Source organism: Candidatus Marsarchaeota archaeon (assembly GCA_023473665.1).
Classification (GTDB): domain Archaea; phylum Micrarchaeota; class Micrarchaeia; order Micrarchaeales; family Micrarchaeaceae; genus JAMCYM01.
This window is the reverse complement of the sequence record JAMCYM010000003.1, coordinates 94,055-113,581: the sequence shown is the minus strand read 5'-3', so window position 1 is coordinate 113,581 and position 19,527 is coordinate 94,055. Positions and strand designations below refer to the sequence as shown.

General features: G+C 54.4%; 25 protein-coding genes and 2 tRNA genes. 18 read left to right on the top strand and 9 right to left on the bottom strand.

What is annotated here, in order from left to right; all coding sequences use genetic code 11:
• Positions 1–5 precede the first annotated feature (5 nt).
• The 4 genes from M1158_03400 to M1158_03385 are packed head-to-tail and all read left to right on the top strand — an operon-like array spanning position 6 to position 2,969.
• The gene (locus M1158_03400) at positions 6–176 is read left to right on the top strand and encodes a zinc finger domain-containing protein (GenBank protein ID MCL5100133.1); all 171 of its coding nucleotides are present in this window, start codon (positions 6–8) and stop codon (positions 174–176) included.
• Entirely contained in the window at positions 176–421 is a 246-nt protein-coding gene (locus M1158_03395; GenBank protein MCL5100132.1) for an elongation factor 1-beta family protein, read from the top strand. The genes M1158_03400 and M1158_03395 overlap by 1 nt, the downstream gene beginning before the upstream one ends.
• Before the next feature lie 14 nt (positions 422–435).
• Complete coding sequence (locus M1158_03390; GenBank protein MCL5100131.1) at positions 436–639, top strand: hypothetical protein; 204 nt, start codon at positions 436–438, stop codon at positions 637–639.
• Positions 640–671: 32 nt separating this feature from the next.
• On the top strand, positions 672–2,969 hold the full coding sequence (locus M1158_03385; GenBank protein MCL5100130.1) for a hypothetical protein: 2,298 nt from the start codon (positions 672–674) through the stop codon (positions 2,967–2,969).
• Here the strand turns inward: M1158_03385 and M1158_03380 are convergent, their stop codons facing one another.
• A complete protein-coding gene (locus tag M1158_03380; GenBank protein MCL5100129.1) occupies positions 2,970–3,620 on the bottom strand; it encodes a thioredoxin family protein in 651 nt (216 codons plus the stop codon). It lies immediately after the preceding gene.
• An 85-nt stretch (positions 3,621–3,705) separates the two neighbouring features.
• Positions 3,706–4,743 (bottom strand): cell division protein FtsZ, encoded by a 1,038-nt coding sequence (ftsZ, locus tag M1158_03375; GenBank protein ID MCL5100128.1) that lies wholly within the window; start codon positions 4,741–4,743, stop codon positions 3,706–3,708.
• Between the two features lie 153 nt (positions 4,744–4,896).
• Between ftsZ and M1158_03370 the strand changes: the two genes are divergently transcribed.
• Positions 4,897–5,415 carry a 50S ribosomal protein L16 gene (locus M1158_03370; GenBank protein MCL5100127.1) on the top strand — a complete coding sequence of 173 codons (519 nt, stop codon included), beginning with the start codon at positions 4,897–4,899 and terminating at the stop codon, positions 5,413–5,415.
• A gap of 43 nt (positions 5,416–5,458) precedes the next feature.
• The gene (gene dph2 / locus M1158_03365; protein ID MCL5100126.1) at positions 5,459–6,394 is read left to right on the top strand and encodes a diphthamide biosynthesis enzyme Dph2; all 936 of its coding nucleotides are present in this window, start codon (positions 5,459–5,461) and stop codon (positions 6,392–6,394) included.
• 31 nt (positions 6,395–6,425) lie between these two features.
• Here dph2 and M1158_03360 read toward each other — a convergent pair whose 3' ends face one another.
• Entirely contained in the window at positions 6,426–6,938 is a 513-nt protein-coding gene (locus M1158_03360; GenBank protein ID MCL5100125.1) for a hypothetical protein, read from the bottom strand.
• Between the two features lie 212 nt (positions 6,939–7,150).
• Between M1158_03360 and M1158_03355 the strand changes: the two genes are divergently transcribed.
• Positions 7,151–7,474 (top strand): rhodanese-like domain-containing protein, encoded by a 324-nt coding sequence (locus M1158_03355; GenBank protein ID MCL5100124.1) that lies wholly within the window; start codon positions 7,151–7,153, stop codon positions 7,472–7,474.
• A 61-nt stretch (positions 7,475–7,535) separates the two neighbouring features.
• On the opposite strand, the gene M1158_03350 is transcribed toward M1158_03355, so the two are convergent.
• The 4 genes from M1158_03350 to M1158_03335 all read right to left on the bottom strand — a co-directional run bounded on the left by M1158_03350 (position 7,536) and on the right by M1158_03335 (position 10,207).
• Positions 7,536–7,607: transfer RNA gene (locus M1158_03350), tRNA-Val, on the bottom strand.
• 3 nt (positions 7,608–7,610) lie between these two features.
• Positions 7,611–8,846 (bottom strand): aminotransferase class I/II-fold pyridoxal phosphate-dependent enzyme, encoded by a 1,236-nt coding sequence (locus M1158_03345; protein MCL5100123.1) that lies wholly within the window; start codon positions 8,844–8,846, stop codon positions 7,611–7,613.
• Positions 8,847–8,879: 33 nt separating this feature from the next.
• Positions 8,880–9,563: a diphthine--ammonia ligase gene (locus M1158_03340; protein ID MCL5100122.1), complete on the bottom strand. Its 684-nt coding sequence runs from the start codon at positions 9,561–9,563 to the stop codon at positions 8,880–8,882.
• Positions 9,560–10,207 (bottom strand): endonuclease III, encoded by a 648-nt coding sequence (locus M1158_03335; protein MCL5100121.1) that lies wholly within the window; start codon positions 10,205–10,207, stop codon positions 9,560–9,562. The genes M1158_03340 and M1158_03335 overlap by 4 nt, the downstream gene beginning before the upstream one ends.
• An 84-nt stretch (positions 10,208–10,291) precedes the next feature.
• Between M1158_03335 and M1158_03330 the strand changes: the two genes are divergently transcribed.
• From M1158_03330 to M1158_03320, 3 genes are all read left to right on the top strand, one after another.
• Positions 10,292–10,951 carry an endonuclease III gene (locus M1158_03330; protein MCL5100120.1) on the top strand — a complete coding sequence of 220 codons (660 nt, stop codon included), beginning with the start codon at positions 10,292–10,294 and terminating at the stop codon, positions 10,949–10,951.
• Positions 10,952–10,964: 13 nt separating this feature from the next.
• On the top strand, positions 10,965–11,417 hold the full coding sequence (locus M1158_03325; protein MCL5100119.1) for an NUDIX domain-containing protein: 453 nt from the start codon (positions 10,965–10,967) through the stop codon (positions 11,415–11,417).
• A gap of 75 nt (positions 11,418–11,492) precedes the next feature.
• Positions 11,493–12,686: an endonuclease Q family protein gene (locus M1158_03320; GenBank protein ID MCL5100118.1), complete on the top strand. Its 1,194-nt coding sequence runs from the start codon at positions 11,493–11,495 to the stop codon at positions 12,684–12,686.
• On the opposite strand, the gene M1158_03315 is transcribed toward M1158_03320, so the two are convergent.
• A complete protein-coding gene (locus M1158_03315; GenBank protein MCL5100117.1) occupies positions 12,679–13,095 on the bottom strand; it encodes an Lrp/AsnC family transcriptional regulator in 417 nt (138 codons plus the stop codon). The two genes, M1158_03320 and M1158_03315, sit on opposite strands and share 8 nt — an antisense overlap.
• Positions 13,096–13,186: 91 nt before the next feature.
• On the opposite strand from M1158_03315, the gene M1158_03310 reads away from it, so the two are divergent.
• The 8 genes from M1158_03310 (at position 13,187) to M1158_03275 (ending at position 18,739) form a co-directional block, all read left to right on the top strand.
• Positions 13,187–13,777 carry a peroxiredoxin gene (locus M1158_03310; protein MCL5100116.1) on the top strand — a complete coding sequence of 197 codons (591 nt, stop codon included), beginning with the start codon at positions 13,187–13,189 and terminating at the stop codon, positions 13,775–13,777.
• 247 nt (positions 13,778–14,024) lie between these two features.
• A complete protein-coding gene (locus M1158_03305) occupies positions 14,025–14,444 on the top strand; it encodes an uL30 family ribosomal protein (GenBank protein ID MCL5100115.1) in 420 nt (139 codons plus the stop codon).
• Positions 14,444–14,839 (top strand): uL15 family ribosomal protein, encoded by a 396-nt coding sequence (locus M1158_03300; protein MCL5100114.1) that lies wholly within the window; start codon positions 14,444–14,446, stop codon positions 14,837–14,839. Before M1158_03305 ends, M1158_03300 begins: the two co-directional genes overlap by 1 nt.
• A 26-nt stretch (positions 14,840–14,865) precedes the next feature.
• Positions 14,866–16,086 carry a glycosyltransferase gene (locus M1158_03295; protein ID MCL5100113.1) on the top strand — a complete coding sequence of 407 codons (1,221 nt, stop codon included), beginning with the start codon at positions 14,866–14,868 and terminating at the stop codon, positions 16,084–16,086.
• Positions 16,076–16,816, top strand: coding sequence for a hypothetical protein (locus M1158_03290; protein MCL5100112.1), 741 nt, complete (start codon positions 16,076–16,078; stop codon positions 16,814–16,816). The genes M1158_03295 and M1158_03290 overlap by 11 nt, the downstream gene beginning before the upstream one ends.
• 48 nt (positions 16,817–16,864) lie before the next feature.
• Complete coding sequence (locus M1158_03285; GenBank protein ID MCL5100111.1) at positions 16,865–18,175, top strand: MBL fold metallo-hydrolase; 1,311 nt, start codon at positions 16,865–16,867, stop codon at positions 18,173–18,175.
• A gap of 111 nt (positions 18,176–18,286) precedes the next feature.
• Positions 18,287–18,655 carry a hypothetical protein gene (locus tag M1158_03280; protein MCL5100110.1) on the top strand — a complete coding sequence of 123 codons (369 nt, stop codon included), beginning with the start codon at positions 18,287–18,289 and terminating at the stop codon, positions 18,653–18,655.
• A gap of 12 nt (positions 18,656–18,667) precedes the next feature.
• Positions 18,668–18,739 (top strand) — tRNA-Ala (locus M1158_03275).
• A gap of 43 nt (positions 18,740–18,782) precedes the next feature.
• On the opposite strand, the gene M1158_03270 is transcribed toward M1158_03275, so the two are convergent.
• A complete protein-coding gene (locus M1158_03270; protein ID MCL5100109.1) occupies positions 18,783–19,514 on the bottom strand; it encodes a hypothetical protein in 732 nt (243 codons plus the stop codon).
• Positions 19,515–19,527 lie beyond the last annotated feature (13 nt).

Genomic DNA, 19,527 nt, shown 5'->3' with positions numbered 1-19,527 from the left:
ATTGTATGGCATCAATATTGCCCGGCAAGGAATGCAGGTCGTGCGGGAGGCTCACGCACGAGTACACTGAGTTCAAGTGCCCGAGGTGCGGCAAAGACACCATAGTGAGATGCAAGCACTGCAGGGAGACTTCCAACATCTACAAGTGCAACGAGTGCGGATTCGAGGGACCCTGATGAGCGACGTAGGTGTTATATACAAGGTGTATCCGAAGGAGGGCGAGCTCGAGAAGGCGCTCGAGGGCATAAAGAAGCTCAATCCGAACGGCCTGCAGACAGAAGACGTGGCTTTTGGCATTAAGGTCATAAAGGCCTTCTTCGCGTTCGACGACTCGAAGGTCAGCTCATCGAGCATAGAAGAGAAGCTGAAGAAAATCGAGGGCGTGAACGAGGTAGAGGTAGAGCAGGAGACGCTCATCTGACGTCTAAACGTGGGATGGATGAGAGGCTCAGATTCGTAAAGCTATTGGCAGACTACGTGAGAAGGACGCCAAACGGAAAGTGGTCCAAGCAGCAGAACACACTTATCAATTCGGTGCTCAAATCGGCAAGCCAGGACATTTCATTATATCTGAAGGTAAAAAAAGCTGGCAAGCAAATAGCTAGCCCTGTAGCAGATACGCCACCTTTTTATAGATAAATTCCGTATATCAGCGTAGGTCGGCTGATCCTGTGATAAATTCCATAGAGCTCAAGGATTGGAAGACGCATAGGCACAGCGTCATGGAGTTCCAGAAGGGCGTGAACGTGCTCGTGGGCCTTATGGGCGCGGGCAAGAGCTCCGTGATGGACGCCATATCGTTCGCGCTCTTCGGCACGTTCCCGGCCCTTGAGCACAAGCGCGTGAAGATAGCCGACATACCGACGAGCAGGCCCAGCATGGCGGACGGCGCAGAGGTAAGGCTGACGTTCGACCTCGGCAGTGACATCTATACCGTCACCAGAAGCGTGCAGAGGGGCAAGTCCAGCATAGCGAAGCTGGAGAAGAACGGCAGGTACCTGCAGACGCAGCCTGAGCGCGTCACGGAGGAGATAGAGTCGGCGCTCAAGATAAACTACGATACCTTCTCCAGGGCGGTATATGCTGAGCAGAACAGGCTCGATTACTTCCTCGAACTGGACAAGAAGAGCAGGAAACGCGAGATAGACGAGATGCTCGGCCTTGACCACTTCGCTGCAGTAGAAGACAACGCGACATCGCTGATAAACAGCATCAAGAGCCTCGTCAAGGAGGACGAGCAGGTGCTGGCCCAGATGAGCCTGGCGGAGCTGAAGGGCAAGGCAGAGGCGCTCGATAAAGACCTGGCAAAGGCGAAGGGCGAAGAGGAGAAGCTCAAAAACGAAATCGCGGCATTATCCGTAAAATTTTCTGAAACTAAAGAGCGTCTTGAAAAGCTGAAGCGGCTCAACGCGAGGCGCGTCGAGCTCGGCAGGTCGATGGAAGGGCTGAAGGGCAAGGCAGATACGCTTAAGGCCAGCATCGCCGAGATAGATGCCAAGAAGCTCGACGAAGAGCAATTGCGCAAGGAGTGCAAGGCAGCAGATGAACAGGACAAGAGGCTTGAGCGCGAAGTGGAAGAGGCAAAGGGGAAGGAGCAGGCGGCGCTCAAGGCGCTGACTGCTGCCGAGACTGCAGCGAGGCAGGAGGAAAAGAGGCAGCATGAGAAGGAAGCGCTGCTGAAGGAGGTGCACGGCAAGGACATGAAGGAGCTTTCCGGGCTCCTTGAGGCCGAGAAAAGCGAGCTGCAGAGGCTCATAGAGGAATCCGCGAGCGCGGGAAGCCGGAGAAAGGAGCTCGCGGAGTGGATAAAGGAGCTCAGCAAGCACCTAAGCAAATGCCCCGTATGCGAGCGCGAGCTGGACGACGGGCTCAGGGCGAAGCTCCTAGCGGACAAAAAGGGCCTGGAGAAGAGCCTCGGGGACGAGATGGCCGAAAAATCGAAGGTCGCGGAGCAGAAGAGGAAGCTCGTCGCAGAGCTCGAGAGGCAAACGGCTGCGCTGCAGCTGGCGCTCGGCAGACTGAAGGACTATGAGGGCGCGGAGAAGGCCCTCGAGGAGCACACGGCGGTCGCGAAAAGGGAAAAGGAGAAGCTAGATAGTGCAAGCGCCGAGCTCAAGGCAAGGAGCGAGGAGAGCAACAAAGCCAAGAACACAATCAGGGAGCTGACGAGCAAGGAGGAGGAGCTTGTGCGCAGGAGGGGCTTTGCCGAGGAGCTATCAAGAGCAGAGGCAGAGCTCGGCAGGCAGGCGGCGGAACTGGCGGAGATAAAGGCCGACGACAAGCAGCTAGAGGCTGCGCAAAGCGCCTTCACCGAGCAGTCCGCATCGCTGAGCGCCGCGAGGGAGAAGCTGGAGAGCGAAAGACGCTACATGGAGAGCGTGGAGTCGCAGCTCAAGGAGCGCAGGAAGGAGCTGGACAATGCAGGCGCGCTCGAGAGGCGCATAGCCCGCAGCAGGGAGCGCGTCACGAATCTCAACAAGTTCAAAGAGGCCATAATATCGACCGAGGGCGCGCTAAGGGCGCGCCTCGTATCGTCGATAAACGAACTTATGCTTGACCTGTGGCCGAGGCTCTACCCGTACGGCGACTACTCTGCCGTGGCGCTCAAGGCATATGATGACGACTACGCACTTGAGACAAATGTCGGCGCCAATGGCTCTGGCGCTTGGGTGCCTGTCAATTCAGTGGCGAGCGGCGGGGAGAGGAGCGTGGCCTGCCTGGCGCTTCGCATCGCGATGGCGATGGTCATAGTGCCTAACCTGCGCTGGCTCATACTCGACGAGCCCACGCACAACATAGACAGCGCGGGCATAAGCAAGCTTATAGACGTATTTGGAAGCACCCTGCCCGGCATAGTCGAGCAGATATTCATAATAACGCACGACGACAGCCTGAAGCAGATAGGCGGCGCACGTGTCTTCTCGCTCGACAGGGACAAGTCTGCCAACGGTCCCACAGTCATAGAGTGACTATGCCTTAGCGGCCTGCAGCACGTATTCAAGGAAGGCGTCCTCTGGATACGCGCCCTCGAACGAGACGCTGTCGTTTATCACTACCTTCGGCACCCCCATGACGCCGTAATGCTGGGCCAGCTCCATGAATTCCGTGGCTTCTATCATATGGCCTTTTATCATGCTGTTTTCCATGGCGAACTGGTGAGCCGTGCGCACGGCCTTAGGGCAGTATGGGCATGTCGGCGTCACGAACACCTTTATCTCTACAGGAGTCTTGACCTCCTTGAGGCGCTCCTTTGTGGCCGGCGAGAGCCGCGTTACGCCCTTAGAGGCGTCGATCATGTCATCGAGCAGCGACGAGAACTCGTAGCCTGCAGGTATGCCGTAGTACACCACGTTGTAGAGCTTCTTGCCTCCCACAACAAGCGCTGGCGTCTTATCCACTCCGAGAAACTTGGCCTCCTTCTGCGCAGAGTTGATATCGTACTCTGTGACCTTTATCTTGGCGTTCAATGCAGCCACTTCCTTGACCAGGCCGCGCGTCTGCTCGCAGAGCTCGCATTTGGACGGCGAGTCGTAGAACAGCATGAGGTTCACCTCGCCCTCCAGATTCTTGCTGAACAGCTCAGATACGGTTTTCTTGTCAGAATCCTTCAATAGTCCCATTTGATCACTCTCGCAGAACAGCATGAATTGTTATGATTGCATAAATGCGCATGCACGGCCTTTCCGAAAACTCCAGGAATGCGGATTAGAGGTGGGTAAGCCCGAATGGCTGCCCTGGCTGCTCCTCGTGCTCCTTGCTCGAGAATATTGACGGGCTCTTGACGCCGGTGAATATCGCGATTACCTCGACTTTGTCAGTGAATGTAGGATCGACCCTTGCGCCCCATACCACGTTGGCCGTTGGCGCCGTCTGCTCTGTGAGGCGCCTGCCTATCTCGTTCGCGTCCCCCAATGTCAGTTCAGGGCCGCCGGTTATGTGTATTAGCGCGCTCGTCGCACCCTCGTAGTTGACATCAAGGAGCTTGTTCCTGAGCGTGTCCTCGACGACGTCCTCTACCTTGTTGGAGCCTTTGCCCTCGCCCACGCTTATCATGGCGAGCCCGCCGCCGGACATTATGTTCTTAACGTCGGCAAAATCGAGATTTATGAAGCTTGGCACGTTCACGGTCTCGGTTATGCCGCGCACCGCCCTCGCGGTGACCTCGTCTGCTACCTTGAACGCCTGCTCAAGCGCAAGATTCGGGTACAGCTCCACGAGGCGCTGGTTGTCTATCACTATGAGTGTGTCGACGTTCTTCCTGAGCTCCTCTATGCCCTTGAGAGCGACGTTGAGCCTGACGCGCTCCAGCCTGAACGGGAATGTCACGATGCCTATGACTATGGAGCCGTTGCGCTTTGCAGATTCAGCAGCAACGGGCGCCGCTCCTGTGCCTGTGCCTCCGCCCATGCCTGCTGTTACGAACACCAGATTGTAGTCGTTGAGCACAGCATCTATGTCGCTCTTCGAGTACTGCGCGGCCTTCTCGCCTATTTCGGCAAAACCGCCAGCGCCTAGGCCTCTGGTAAGTGCGCCGCCTATGAGCACGCGCCTTATCGACGGGTCAAGGCTGTTGATGTGCTTCGAGTCTGTGTTTATGGCTATCAGCGAGGCGCCCTTTATGCCGAGCCTGCTAATCCGCTGCACAGTGTTGCTGCCGCCGCCGCCGACTCCGCAGACCGCTATCTTGGCCCTGAACATGCCCTCTTCGTCGTTGGAACCAAGTGCATCTTCGATAAGCTCCATCCTACCGCCCTTAATATTTCTAGGCGCAAGTATAAATTAGTATGGCGCCGCGCCGAAAATACGTTTTTATAGGTTCTTGTGCATAATGATAGCGTTAGCTCTTTGTAGCCGGGCACATGGCCGGCTTACAGGATTACTAATGATGGCGATACAATGGGAAGGCTAAGGCCGGCGCGCACGTTCAGGTACATCTCATCGCAGTCGTGGTCACGCTATTCGCAGAAGAAGCCGAAGAAAAACTACATACGCTCGCTTCCGCACACCAGCTTGCTCATATTCAACATGGGCGTCGACAACAAGAGCTATGATGCCGCTATAACCCTCAACACCAGGGGTGCAGTGCAGCTGCGCTCCAACGCGATAGAGGCAGCAAGGCAGCAGGCCAACAAGTACCTGGAAGGAGCAATACCGGGCGGCTACTACTTCAAGGTGCTTGTGTATCCGCACAGCATCATAAGGGAGCACAAGATGGCAACCGGAGCTGGCGCCGACAGAATATCGCAGGGAATGAGCCACGCCTTCGGCAAGTCGACGAGCGTCGCGGCCAGGCTCAGGGAGGGGCAGCCGCTATTCATGATAAAGACAACGAGGCAGAACATAGGCCACGCGAAAGAGGCATTCCGGAAGGCAGCCAACAAGCTTTCCGGGCTATACAAGGTCAGCGTAGCATAGAGCATATGCCTGCCCTCATTATAAAGGTAAACAGGTCCTGCGCATGCGCATACTATTGCAGTTTCCCGAAGGGCTCAAGCAAGAGGCGCTGAAGCACGCCAAGCGCCTCGAGAGCGAGGGCAACGAGGTGTTCGTGTCGGCCTCGCCCACTTTCGGCGCCTGCGACCTCGCGCTTGACGAGGCGCACGCCATAAAGGCCGACAAGCTCGTGCACTTCGGGCACGCCGAATTCCAGCACGTGGACTTCAACGTGGAGTATGTCGAGTATAGCATCGATGCCCCGCTGGCGCTCCTTGGCAAGTCGCTGGGCATGCTCGAGGGCTTCGAAACTATAGGTATAGTCACTACAATACAGCACGTGCACCAGCTCGATGCCATAAAGGAATTCTACGAGCGCAACGGCAAAGTTGTTGTGATAGGCAAGCCGTACGGTTTCGCGAAGAGACCGGGCCAGATCCTAGGGTGCGACGTGGGCAGCTCTGCAAGCATCGACAAAGCTGTAGACGCGCACGTGTATTTCGGGGGAGGCATATTCCATCCGCTCGGCGCGCTGCTCGCCACGACCAAGCCTTTTCTGGCCATCGAGCCTTTCGAGAACAGGATAGAGTTCATTGACGGGATGCGAGATACCTATGCGAAGAGAAGCAAGGGCAAGGTGCTGGCTTCGTTGGAAGCCAGGAACTTCGGCATAATGCTTACCACGAAGAACGGCCAGCACAACGCGCAGCTGGCCGGGCTTCTCAAGAAAATGATAGAGAGCAAGGGCCTCAGCGCAGCGATACTCACGGCCAACACCTTCGATTTCGAGTCGCTGAACAACATGCTGGAGTTCGACGCCTTCGTCAACACCGCATGCCCGAGGCTCGCCATAGACGACACCGACAGGCTCAGGAAGCCCATGCTCAGCGCCAACGAGCTTATGGAGGTGCTGAGGATGAAGGCGGAGCTAAAGAAGATGAGAGCTGGCGCTGAGGGCTGACTAAGAAAAAGAAGAAAGGAAGGCGAGCCGATCAGACTGCCTTCAGTGACACAGTGCCTATCTCTGCTATTAGGCCGCTTGTAGATGCAGTGCTGTAATCTGCCCACAGCGCGCCTGCAACTGAACTTCCGACAGTGCTCGGGAGCGCGGTGCATGTGGTTGCGCCGCTGCCAGTCATGCCGTCAGACACTGAGAATGTAACTGTGCTGCCGCTCGATATCCCGTTGCTGGCGGCATATGCGCATCCGGCAGTGAAGGAAGTCGAAGTTGGCGTGCCTGCACCTGACTCAACGAATATTATGTTGGCAGAGCTCCAGCTTGTGCCTGTGCCCTGACCCACCAGCGCATTGAACGTGCCAGCATGCAGAACTGGGCCCGAGCATATGTATCCCGTGCTAGAAGAGCATTCGGTCCCGAGGAACGAAGTGCTGAAGACGTTCAGTGAAAACAGTGCTGCCAGCACTACTGCTATTATTAGGATGGCCCAGCCGTAGGTCATCAGGTATTCCATAGCGCTTTGCGCTTTTCTGCCTGCGCGGTTCATAGCATCAACTTTCTGGTCTAGCTACAATGAGAAAGGCATATATAAAAAGCTTTTTCATTTTCATATTTAAGTCTCATCTTTGGCTTCGTGCTGTACTCTCTGCAATACGTCGTAACTTTCAAATTAGATTGGAGGCCACACCGTCTGTTTCAAAAGGGCAAACGCTTAATAATCTGATATGCTCCAATACGATTTGTTGAAGGGAGGGCATCATGGCAGGTAATGATGGTTTGGGCTTCAAGGACGCGCTCAGGCTCATAAGCGAAAAGGATACTAAGCTCGTATGGCTGGGCGCAGAGCCAAAGGAGCGCATGAGCAAGCTGCTCAACGTCGGCAAGGACAGGATAATCAGCATGGACCCGGAGCAGCTCCTTTACAGCGACGAGAAGGAGCTAAGCAAGCTCGAGAACCACGTGTTCTTGTGCTACCACGGCAACACTTCCAGCTTCATGTCAAAGCACCTTAGGAAGGCCCACAAGCTGCACAGCTACCACGTCAAGGGCGGCGCTGCAAGCGTGATAGGGGACATACTGTAATCTGCGACCTTGCTAGGCTCAATGTTTTAGAACGCCGACTTTGTCGACGTTAAACTGCGAATGGGCCCGCGGAGAGTCGAACTCCGACCTCTAGCGTGTAAGGCTGGCGTCGTAACCGTTAGACTACGGGCCCGTTTCATTGCTTCCTGGCGTTTCGCGCGCAGAAATCATCTATCTTGTCCATCGCATACTCTAATATCTTTTTCTGCGGGAGCGCGACGATCCGTATGTGCGATGGCGCGCCGAAACCCGAACCCCTGCTCAGCTGCACGCCGGTGCTCTTAAGCAATTTGTCTACGAACTCGTGGTCGCCCTTCAGCCTGAGGGCCTTGAAGTCAACTCTCGGCAGTATGTAGAAGGCGCCGTTCGGCCTCACTGCGCTCAGGTATTGGTTCGCATTTATGCGCTTCATTGCGTAGTTCACGCTGCGCTCTATAGAGCTCACCATTTTGCTGATAGACCTTGCGTGCTCCTTCACGTTGTTCATTGCTTCTGCCACCGCGTACTGCGCGGGCGTGTTGACCGAGAGCCTGACGCGCGCCATGTCGGCCAGCTTCTCCTTGAGCTGCATGGATACCTTGTCACGCTCCGGCACGAGCGCATAGCCTATCCTGAATCCGGTCGCATCGTAGTCCTTCGACGCGCCGTTGAATATTACATGCGGCATGCCCTTCGCTATCTTGCTCATTGTGGTGAAGCTCGCCCCGTTGTATATTATTTCATCGTATATCTCGTCGCTTACCAGGAGCACGCCGTAGTCGTTCGCTATGTCAGCTATATCCTCCAGAACAGAGCGCTTCAGCACCGTGCCAGTGGGGTTGTTCGGATTCGTTATTATCATGTATTTTACTTTGTGCAGCTTCTTCTGCGCCTTCAGGCGCAGCAGCGAGCGCTTGACGCCATCCGTATCGATGTTCCACGAGTTTGACTCGTCGTAGCGCTCCAGTATAGGCACGCCGCCGTCCATCCTGAGCTGGGACATGTACTGGTTGTAATACGGGCTGAAGATTATCGCCTGGTCGCCGCCGTTTATCAGCGATGCGTTCAGGAAGTGCAGGCCTTCGGTTATGCCGGCCGTTACTATAATGTCATGCTCGTCGGCGCTCACGCCGTACATCCTGGAATATCTCTTCAGTATTGCGTCGATGAGCTCGAATATTCCTTCTGCTCTGGAATAGCCGGTATGATTGGCACGCAGCGCCCTCACGTACGCATCAATTATGTACTTTGGCGTGGGAAAATACGCTGGAGGGTCGCCCCTGTTGAGCGCTATAACCTTCCTGCCCTCCTTTTCCAGGCTCTCCACCACGCGCTCCTCTTCGAGTATCGAATTCTTCGCGAATGCGCTTCTCCTAGAAAGTATGCTTTTCACCACATCGCCGGGATTAGAACGCATGGCAACTATTTATTCCTGCGCACGCTGCTGCTTTTCGGCCAGTATTGCATCGTCTATCACATAAGTTCCAACGCTGCCTTGAATCTCGTTGTGCGCCTTCCGTACTACGATGCGCTTACTGAACATCGGAGCATCGAGCACGAACGACTCAGCCTCTCCGCCTTCGAATATCAGGCTTATTCCGTAACGCCTGTTCAGCTGTGCAAGCCTTTCGGCCATTGCAGTGTCAATACGCGCGCCAAGGAAGCTCGCATCCAGGCCTTCGGCGGCAACGTGCGTTATTATGGCTTCGTAATTCTGCGCAAGCTCCCTGAGCTCTTCCGCTGGATCGATGCCCCATAACGGCGCCACGTGCTTTATGCCGAGCCTGTCGCACATGTCCTGTATGCGCTTGCGTTGGTAGTTGCTTGCTATTGCACCAGTTATCAGCGTACTGATATTGTTGGCATAGAGCGCACTCTCCAGATCATCAAGCTCCTTCTCTTTCTCGCCCTCAGTCTCGACAAATACCTGCCTGATTCCCAGCGATTCAGCCTGCAGTCTGGTCTGCATTATGTTCGGCTTGTGAAACATGTAGCTTTCGGGGCTCTCTGGCACCATTGTGAGCAGCAGCTCTGCCTTTGAGCCCTGTTGCGCGGCTTTGTGCAGTGCCAGCGTAGAGTCCTTGCCGCCGCTGAACAGGCACGCTATCATCTTTTCACCGTGCTTGATGGGCATAAGCCATTTAGCACGCATCTCTCGCAGCGCTTTTCCTTGGCGGTGCAGACGTCCCTGCCCAGGGCTATGAAGAGGTGCGTCAGGTTGCCCCAATCCTTCCTCGGGACTATCGTCATGAGGCGCTTTTCTATCTTTTCAGGATTTCTAGTATGGTACAGGAAAAGCCTGTTCGAGACTGTTATGCAGTGGGTGTCGATCGCTATGCCCGCGTTGGAATTAAATGCATTTGACAGAACCACGTTCGCGGTCTTCCTACCTACGCCGGGCAGTTCCAGCATGCCCTCAATTGTCCTTGGCATTCGGCCGCCCAAGCGATTTTGTATGTGCTTTGCAGCCGCGACTATGTTCCTTGACTTGCTCCTGTAGAGGCCCAGCGTTTTTACGTATGGGTACAGGCTGGAAGGTTTAGCGCGTGCAAAGTCCGCAATCGTCTTGTAAGCTCTGAATAGCTTCGGGGTGACTTTGTTCACCTGTGCGTCCTGCGACTGGGCTGAGAGGATTGTGGCAACGAGCAGCTCCCACGGACTTGAATGGGAAAGCGTAGTGTGCATCTCGCCGCCGTACCGCCTTTTCAGCCTGCGGATTATGATGCCTATTTCCTTTTCGTGCTTGTTTGCCATGCCGGTTCAACTTTGAAAAGCTGCGAAGCTGCTGCCCACAAGGCCCGCAGCAACGGTATATAGCTCTAATGCTATTAATTCTTTATGGCAGGGGTGAAGCTTCTGGACAGGGGCACCGCCCAGAAGGCAATCGCGATTCTCAAGAAAGAGTATCCTGATGCGAGGGAGATACTCAACTTCTCCAATCCGCTCGAGATGATGGTCGCTATAATCCTTGCGGCGCGGTCGAAGGATGAAACGGTAAACGCGTGCACCAGTGAGATATTCAAGCATTACAGGACTGCCAAGGACTATGCATCGGTAAAGCCGGAGGACCTGCTCAAGTACATACACGGAATACTCTTCGCAGGCAACAAAGCCAAGAACATAATAAATGCGTGCCAAGTTCTCGAACAGAGGTATGATGGGAAGGTTCCGGACTCGATGGAGAAGCTCATCGAACTTCCAGGCATAGGCAGGAAATCCGCCAACACTATACTGATAAACGCCTTCGGAATTGCAGAGGGTATACCGGTCGATACGCACGTGATGAGAGTGTCGTACAGGTTAGGCCTTACAGGTAGTCAGGACGCTGATCGGATAGAAAGGGACTTGATGCTGCTTGTTGATAAGAAGGACTGGGAAAAGATATCTTACGTGATAAAGTTTCATGGCCGGGCCGTATGCAAGGCGCCTGCACCAGAATGCAGCAGGTGCGTGCTGAACAGCATCTGCCCGAGGAACGGGGTCGCAAGGAACATATGATATTCGTGATTTGATGGTAAAGAAATGCATAATAGCAAGCGGCTTGGTAATCAGGAATGGTAAGATACTGTTCGTGAGGCACAGGAAGCTTGGCGTATGGCTGTATCCCGGAGGGCATGTCAAGAAGGACGAATTTCCCAGCGAGGCTGTGATAAGGGAGACGAAGGAGGAGACTGGCTTCGATGTGGAGATAGTCTCAGACAAGAGCATGAAGGTAGGAGATGGCATGGCGCACAATATAGCGCAGCCGTTTGTCATAATGCTTGAGAACGTTCCGTACAAGGACGGGCCACACACCCATTTTGACATGCTTTATGTAACCAGGATTATTGGCGGAAGGCAGCAGCTGGACGAAAAGGAGAGCGATGACATCAGATGGTTCAGCATTGACGATCTCAGAACGCTGGACACATACGCCAACGTAGTGGACGTTGCGATTGCGGCGCTTGAAAAGTATGGTGGTTAGACGAGGGTCATAGCCGACCTGCATACTCATTCACGCTTTGCCAGAGCATGCAGCTCAGCGATAAACATCAGGTCGATGGAAGGCACGGCTGTCGAGAAAGGACTTACAGTTGTTGGCACTGGCGACTTCCTGCACCCGGAATGGCTCGCGGAGCTGAAAGCAGAGCTTGCCATGGACGGCGATTCCGGCCTGTTCATGCGCAGAGGTTCGCCGAGCCCAGTCAGGTTCGTGCTGAGCGATGAGATATGCACCGTGGAGAGCGTAAACGGCGCATCCAAGCGCATACACCACTGTGTGCTGCTGCCAAGCTTCGAAGCAGTTGATGCGCTAGCTGACGCACTTAAAAATTATGGCAGCCTTGGCAGCGACGGGCGCCCTATACTGTCTATGAGCGCAGCGCACCTTGTAGAGGAGGTTTTCAAGGTTGATGAAAATGCCTTCGTGTTCCCGGCGCATGCCTGGACACCGTACTTCGGCGTGCTTGGGGCCATGTCGGGATTTGATTCTATAAAAGAGGCATACAGCGACCAAGAGAAGCACATACATGCGCTGGAAACGGGATTGAGCTCAGACCCTGCCATGAACTGGCGCATATCCGAGCTCGACAAGTACGCCCTAGTCTCAAACAGCGACATGCACTCCCTCGGCAATATGGGGCGCGAATCCAACGTCTTTGAGATTGATGGCGCGCTTGAATACGGAAAAATCATCAAGGCCATAGTTGATAAGGACGTCAACGCTTTCAAGATGACAGTGGAGTTCTATCCTGAGGAGGGCAAGTACCACTATGACGGCCACAGGGACTGCAGCTACTCCGTGAACCCCGAGCTGGACGGCTCTAAGGTATGCAGGGTATGCGGCAAGCCGCTTGTCGTAGGAGTGCTGCATAGGGTCAACGACCTGGCTGACAGGCCTGCAGGTTACATACCAAAAGGCGCAGTGCCTTACACGCACCTCGTGCCTCTTGCTGAGGTGATATCGTACGCGCTTAGGAAAACGAAGTATTCTATGGCTGTCCGCGAGGTATACAGCAAGCTCGTGGGGCGCTTCCATGACGAGTTCGCAGTGCTGGCGGAGGCGAAGCCAGAAGACATAGCAGAAGTTTCGAACGACGACATAGCGCGCTGCATAGACAACGTCAGGCACGAGCGCATAAGCATAAAACCGGGCTATGCAGGCGTATACGGCGAGCTCGACCTTCTAGGAAGGAAGAAAGACGTAGCCGCAAAGCCAATCAGCCAGAAGAGCCTGCACGAGTTCCCTACTTGACAGTCTCCTGCACAAATGAGGGATAGACGCGCCTCACCCCTTCTATCTTCGAGAGCTCCGCGAGCCTGCGCTCAATCTCTTCTGATTCTGCCACCGCTATTGCTATGGCGACGTGGTCACCGGTGGTGCGGTACACCTCGCGTATGAAGCCCTTCTTCTTTAGGGAGTCTATGGCTGCCAAATAACGCTCCGGTGCTATGTCAAAGCCGATGAGCACTTCTTCCATGCCTAGCTTTCCGAGGCGCACCCTCGCCTTGTAGCCCACTATGGTCTTTGCCTTCGAGAGGTGCATGAGCCTGTTCCTGACAGTGCCCTTGCTCACAGACAGCCTCTTAGCCATGGAGCTTATCGGCGCGCGCCCGTCCTGCATCAGCATGGAAATAATCTTAAAGTCAAGGGAATTGTCCATTTAATCAATTATATTGATTGAAAAGCAAATATTTATATATTATCATGTACAGTATAGTAGTGCTGCAGCCCAGCGCTGCGGCTGTGATTCTATGAATATGGTAACTATAGGGGAAAAGGCCCCAGTGATAGAGGCAGACACATACTTCCCGAAGGAGGACAAGATAAAAAAGGTGAAGATACCAGCAGGCAAGGGATGGCAGATCCTAACCTTCTACCCTGGCGACTTCACGTTCGTGTGCGCCACAGACATAGAGGCATTCATGGCGATGTACGACAAGTTCAAGAAGAACGACGCAGAGGTATACGCCATAAGCACCGATAGCGTATTCTCGCACAAGGCTTGGGCACAGAGCTCGCCGAGGGTCAAGACAAGCTCAATACCTATGATAGAGGACTTTAACAAGAAGGCTACGCAGGCATACGGCCTACTCAACGAGCAGAGCGGCGCTGCCAGGCGCGGCGTAGTGATAATAGACCCGAATGGCAACGTGCAGTATTTGGCAGTATTCAACGACGGCCTGGGCAAGGACGCCGAGCATATCTTCACTGCGTTCATGGGCCTGAAGTACATGCATGACCATCCGCAAGAGGCGGGCCACATGTGCGCGATACCGGCCAACTGGCGCGTGGGCAAGGAAGCTCTAGAGATAGACGTCGTCAAGGACATAGGCAAGCTATGAGCGTGACAAGGGCACAGCAGCCGACAATACAAAAAGCATATATATCTTTTACGGCGCTAAAATCAACGCTGGCAGAGAACGTCGCATACCTCTGGATTTCGAGAAGGCACTGAATAGGGCCAAAGAGCATCTAAAATAATTTTAGCAGGCGGTGCAGGACCACGAATAAGCTTAAAAGCTTTTGATTCTATACTGTGCTGGATATAAGGACTAGTCTTAGCTGTTTGCAGCTTTCGAGTGTATTTACATGAGTGACAATTCGCTAAACAACAAGCTGGTCGCTATCGTAAGGATACGCGGCCGGGTAAACGTCAGGGGCAGCATTGCCGAGACGCTGGAGAGGCTGAACCTCAAGCGCGTCAACAACTGCGCCCTGGTCAGGGTGAATGACTCCTATTACGGAATGATAAAGAAGTGCAACGATTATGTGTCGTACGGCGAGATAGACGCTGCAATACTGGCAAAGATGCTGAAGAAGAACGGCATAAGCGCCGACGCCAAGGCATTGGTCGATGGCGGCGACCTCGCCGCGATCAAGGACGCGATGCCGTTCAGGCTGCACCCGCCGAGGCACGGCTTTAGGAGCACGAAGCTCGGTTTCAGGCAGGGCGGGAATCTGGGCTACATGGGCGATGCTATAAACGGCTTGATAAACAGGATGATCTGATGGTAATAAGGAAGGAGAAGCGCAACAGGAAGTACCACGGCACAAGGCGCTGGGGAGCCGGCAACATAAAGAATGCGAGGGGCGCTGGCGACCGCGGCGGAGTTGGCGTGGGCAGGCGCAAGCATAGGTTCACCTACTTCACGGCGAAGGAGCCGTGGATGATAGGCAGGAAGGGCTTCACGAAGTGGAAGCCGAGGAAGCTGGAGAGCATAACGCTTGACGAAGTGAACAGGATGGCTGCCAGGGCAGGGAGCAAAAGCCTTGAGCTGCCAGGCAGGAAGGTTCTGAGCAATGGCAGGCTCGAGAACGGCATAAGCGTTAAGGCCAGCGCCTTTTCGAAGAAGGCGCTCGACAAGATAAAGGAAGCGCACGGCGAGGCCGTGACGATAGGCTGAACATTTATTATCATACAGGCAGAAGCATGAAAAAGAAGCTCAGGATTTATTTCTACACCGACACGTTCCTGCCGGCAGTTGACGGCGTGGTCACATCGATGCTCGGCTTCAAGAAGGAGCTCGAGCGCCGAGGCCACGAGGTGTACATTGTCACGCCCGGCGATTCGGAAACCAAGAAACTGGCGATGATGCACGACCACATCATACTTGTGCCAGGGCTGAAGTTCAGGAGATACCCGCAGTACAGGTTCGCGCTGATGCCTTTCATCGCCGCGATGAAGAACGACCTCAATAATGCAGACATAATACACCTGCAGACGCCGTTCTTCATGGGTATATACGGCCTGCTGCTGTCAAAGATGAGCCGCATACCTGCGGTGGGGTCGTTCCATACGCTCTTCACCAGCTCCAATGTAATAAGGGAGTACGCATCGGCGAGCAGGCTCGCCAACAACGTGCTGGTGCGGTACGCATGGCCATATGCAAGGTTCTTCTACAACAAGTGCACTTCGGTGATAGCTCCGAGCGCCTCGATAGACGGGCTGCTCAAGCGACAGCAGATACACAACGTCTCAGTTGTGCCCAACGGCATAGACACCGAGCGCTTCAATCCGAAAGTGAGCGGCAGGCGCGTGCGCGCCAGGCTTCTAGGCAGGAGCAGGGACAAGCTCGTGCTTTACGTAGGCAGGCTGAGCACTGAGAAGAACGTCGAGACGCTTATAAGGGCCGCGCACATACTGCGTGGCAAGCCAATAAGGTTCGCGATCGTGGGCACCGGGCCTGCGATGAAGAAGTACGTGCGCATGGCGGCGCGCTACGGACTTGACAGCAAGGTAAGGTTCATCGGCTTCGTGCCGGACAAGGAGCTGCCGCAGTACTATGCGGCTGCCGACCTCTTCTGCATGCCATCAACGTTCGAGACGCAGGGCATCGTTGCGCTGGAGGCAATGGCATGCGGCAAGCCAGTCGTGGGCGCTGATTATATGGCGCTGAAAGAGCTGATAAGGAACGGCAGGAACGGCGAGAAGTTCATGCCCAGGAACAGCCGCGACTGCGCCAGGAAGATAGAGAAGGTTATAAATAACATGAGCTCTTACAAGATGATGGTAAGCACGGCAGACCAGTACTCTGTTAAGAAAACCACTGACAGGCTGCTTGATGTTTATGAGAGGGCCATAGAGAAGGGAGTGGTCAAAAATAGTAACTCTTATTATAGCAGTTTAGTAGGGAGATTGAGTGACAGATGAAGGCCAGGCGGCCGGAAAGCAGGAAGAGGCAGGGCGTACGGTGCAGAACGCCGAAGGTGCGACGCATGTGCAGGCACGCGCAGCAGACACTGAAGCACCGCAGCACAAATCTCTCAACGACCTGATAAAGGAGTCGGGGAGCCCGCAGGCGCTTGAGGTAAAGAAGGCTATAGACGACATGCACAAGGAGCGCAGCGCGCTGATAGTACAGATAAAGCGGGCCAGATCCAGGCTGGAATACAAGGAGCTCGAGTTGACGGCCATATCGGGGTTCCTCGAGAGCGAGAAGACGAAGGCGGCTCATGATCCAAAGAACGGCGGGAGCCTCAAGCGCATGAAGAACAGGCTGGAGTTCAGGCTCTCTACCGATGCGAAGATGTCTCTGGCTGGAGAGAAGGAGATAGTGAGGCGCATAAACGAGATAAACGCGCAGCTGGACGACTACTACAAGGTGGTCAGGCTCGAGCGGAAGGTCGGGTTCATAAAAGGCGACATAGAGCAGTACAGGACTAGCCTTGCCGGACTGGAGAAGAAGGTGTCCGACATGGATATGGCGCTCGACGATATGTACAGGAACCTCAGGAGGCTCCTAGGCGTATCCAGGCAGAAGACGACGAAGGCTAGGCAGAAGCCGCGGCACATCCAGATACAGCAGCAGGAGATAAACCTAGAGGACATAGCAGTAATAAAAAAGAAGGAACCGAAGGAGAACCATGCAGTACAGGCGTGAGCGCCGGCGCATGGTTAAAGACAGTTTGAAGAAATTAAAGGTGTTTTATTGGAAATAGCTTTTTTTGGAGCTGCAGGCGAAGTAGGCCGCAGCTGCATAATGGTAAAAGGAAACGGAACTAAGATACTCCTCGATGCAGGAGTAAAACTCGGAGAGCAGACGGAGTACCCGCAGCTGCCGCAGGAAGAGATAAAGGACATTGACGGCATAGTGATAAGCCATGCCCATCTGGACCACTGCGGCTACCTGCCGCACATCTACAGCCATGGCTACAAGGGCAAGACGTACGCCATGAAGCCGACGCTTGAGCTCATGAACGTGCTGATAAGCGACTACATGCGGCTCTCCAGCCCCAAGGACGTCACAAAGGAGGGCCTTGCTGGGATGAACAAGGGCTCTGTGGCGGTTGAGTACAAGAAGGAGTTCAAGATAAAGGGGCTCACCATAACGCTGATACCCGCAGGGCACATACTCGGCAGCGCGCTGATAAAGGTGAGCGACGGGCACGATGCATTGGTTTACACGGGCGACATCAACCTCTCGAAGACGAGGCTGCTCAATGGAGCGGACCTTAGGGGTCTGACGGCTAAGACGCTGATAATGGAGAGCACATACGGAGGTGAGAATGACCATTTCAAGCCTGAGCACGATAACATACACGACTTCATCGGCAGCGTGAGGGAGTCGATAAAGGCTGGCGGCAAGGTCGTTGTGCCGAGCTTTGCGGTCGGGAGGAGCCAGGAGGTACTTTTCATCCTCGACGACTATATGAACTCCGGAGCAATACCGAAGGTGCCGATATACGTGGACGGCATGATAACCAAGGCCATGCGCATACACAGGCACAACGTGATCTACTGCAGGAAGGAGCTTCAGAGCATGATACTGATGAGCGACTACGATCCGTTCAAGAGCGAGAACTTCGTTCATGTGGAGAAGAAGAGCATGAGGAGCACCATAACCAGCAAGGACGAGAGCTCCATAATAGTCACGACAAGCGGCATGATAACCGGCGGCCCGATAATGTTCTACCTGAAAAAGATGGCAGGCAACCCGCTCAACAAGCTCATACTGGTAGGCTACCAGGCGGAGGGCACGCTGGGGAGGGCGCTGCAGGATGGCGCGAAGAAGGTGAAAGTCGACGGCAAGGAGCTGAACGTCCAGATGGACGTCGAGCGCTACCACATGTCCGCGCACGCCGACAGGAAGCAGCTGGAAAGCCTGCCGGGAAAGATAAACGGCATCAGCAACATATTCATAGTGCACGGGGAGCAGACGAAGAGCGAGTCGCTCAAGAAGTTCTTCGAACATAAGTACAACGCGATAGTGCCGCGTCTTGGCGAAAAGTTCACTATTTAATCTTTCGCCCGGCATTAGCGGAATAACGAATGGCAGAACGCTGCCCGATACCAGACGGCAAGGCATAAATAGGGATGTGGGCCTATTTACGAGAAATTACCGCGTGAGCCGATGAAGCGAAGAAACAGCAAGGCAGACAGCAGGGAGATAGAGCAGATAAGGCGCATGAAAGACCTAGAGGGCATCATAAAGAAGAGCGATATAGAGAACGCCTTCGTCTCCACCATATCGAAGGATTCTGAAGCTGTGAGCAGCAACATAGCCGACAACATAATAGGCAAGCTCGCCGCAGAAAAGATAAACGAGAAGGAGCTGTCGCTCATCGAGCGCATGACCACAGGGCAGAAGCCCGCTCAGGCAACCCATTCGAAAGGGAGCCGAGACAGGCGCATCCATCTTGTAAAGAGGGCGGGCAAGCCAAAAGGAAAAGCGAAGCACAAGCCTGCCAAAAAGAAAAGCATAAAAAAGAGGCACAGGTAATCTATTTCTACCGGGCTCTTGGCTCAATGGTAGAGCGCCCGCTTTGCAAGCGGGAGGTTGCGGGTTCGATTCCCGCAGAGTCCATTGCGTGCATCTGAATAATTACCATCGGGTTTATTAGGTATAATTATCCTACGCCGGTTCTTGTCGTGTTGCCGCATTCTGTGCACTTCGTTATTATGAGGGGCGGCTCGTCGCCTATGCGTATCCCGTAATATATAACCCATGCGCTGTTGTTGCCGCAGACGTTGCACAGCTGCTCGATCTTCTCAGGCTTGAGCTTGAGGCGCGGGTCAGCCATGAAGTCCTTAAGCGGCATTGCCGAATGCAGCAGCATATCTGAAAACTCCCTGTAAGCATTGACCTCTGTTGCATCTGTTGTTTTGCGGCCCTGCACGCTGTCCGTCCGCTTGGCACGGTCGACATCATGCTTGATGAGCAGCACAGCGTCGTCGGCCAGGACGAAATCGTTGATTTCGATGCCTTCAGGTGTATGCATCTCGAAAAATTTCTGCTTCTCTATCATGTACACCTTGCCGCCGCGCTCCTCTATGTGGGCATCGTGCGCGATCTCAAGCTCCATGTAGTTGGTTAAGGGCAGCGACACGACATGCAGCAATGAGAATGCGGCGCCTCTTGAGGCCATAGGGCCTAGCTGCGAGTAGTCGGCGAATGCCTCATCAAATATGATATCAAGTTCTTTGGGCGACAGACCGCGCTCCAGCTCGGCCAGGATCTTCAGCTCGTCCACCACGTCATACCAGTCAAGCATACGGAACTCGAATGCATTGCGCTTTGCCGCGGCTAGCATGCGCCTCTTCTCCATGAAGCATTCTGCATTGGATAGTATTTCGGCCAAGGTCGCACCCGCA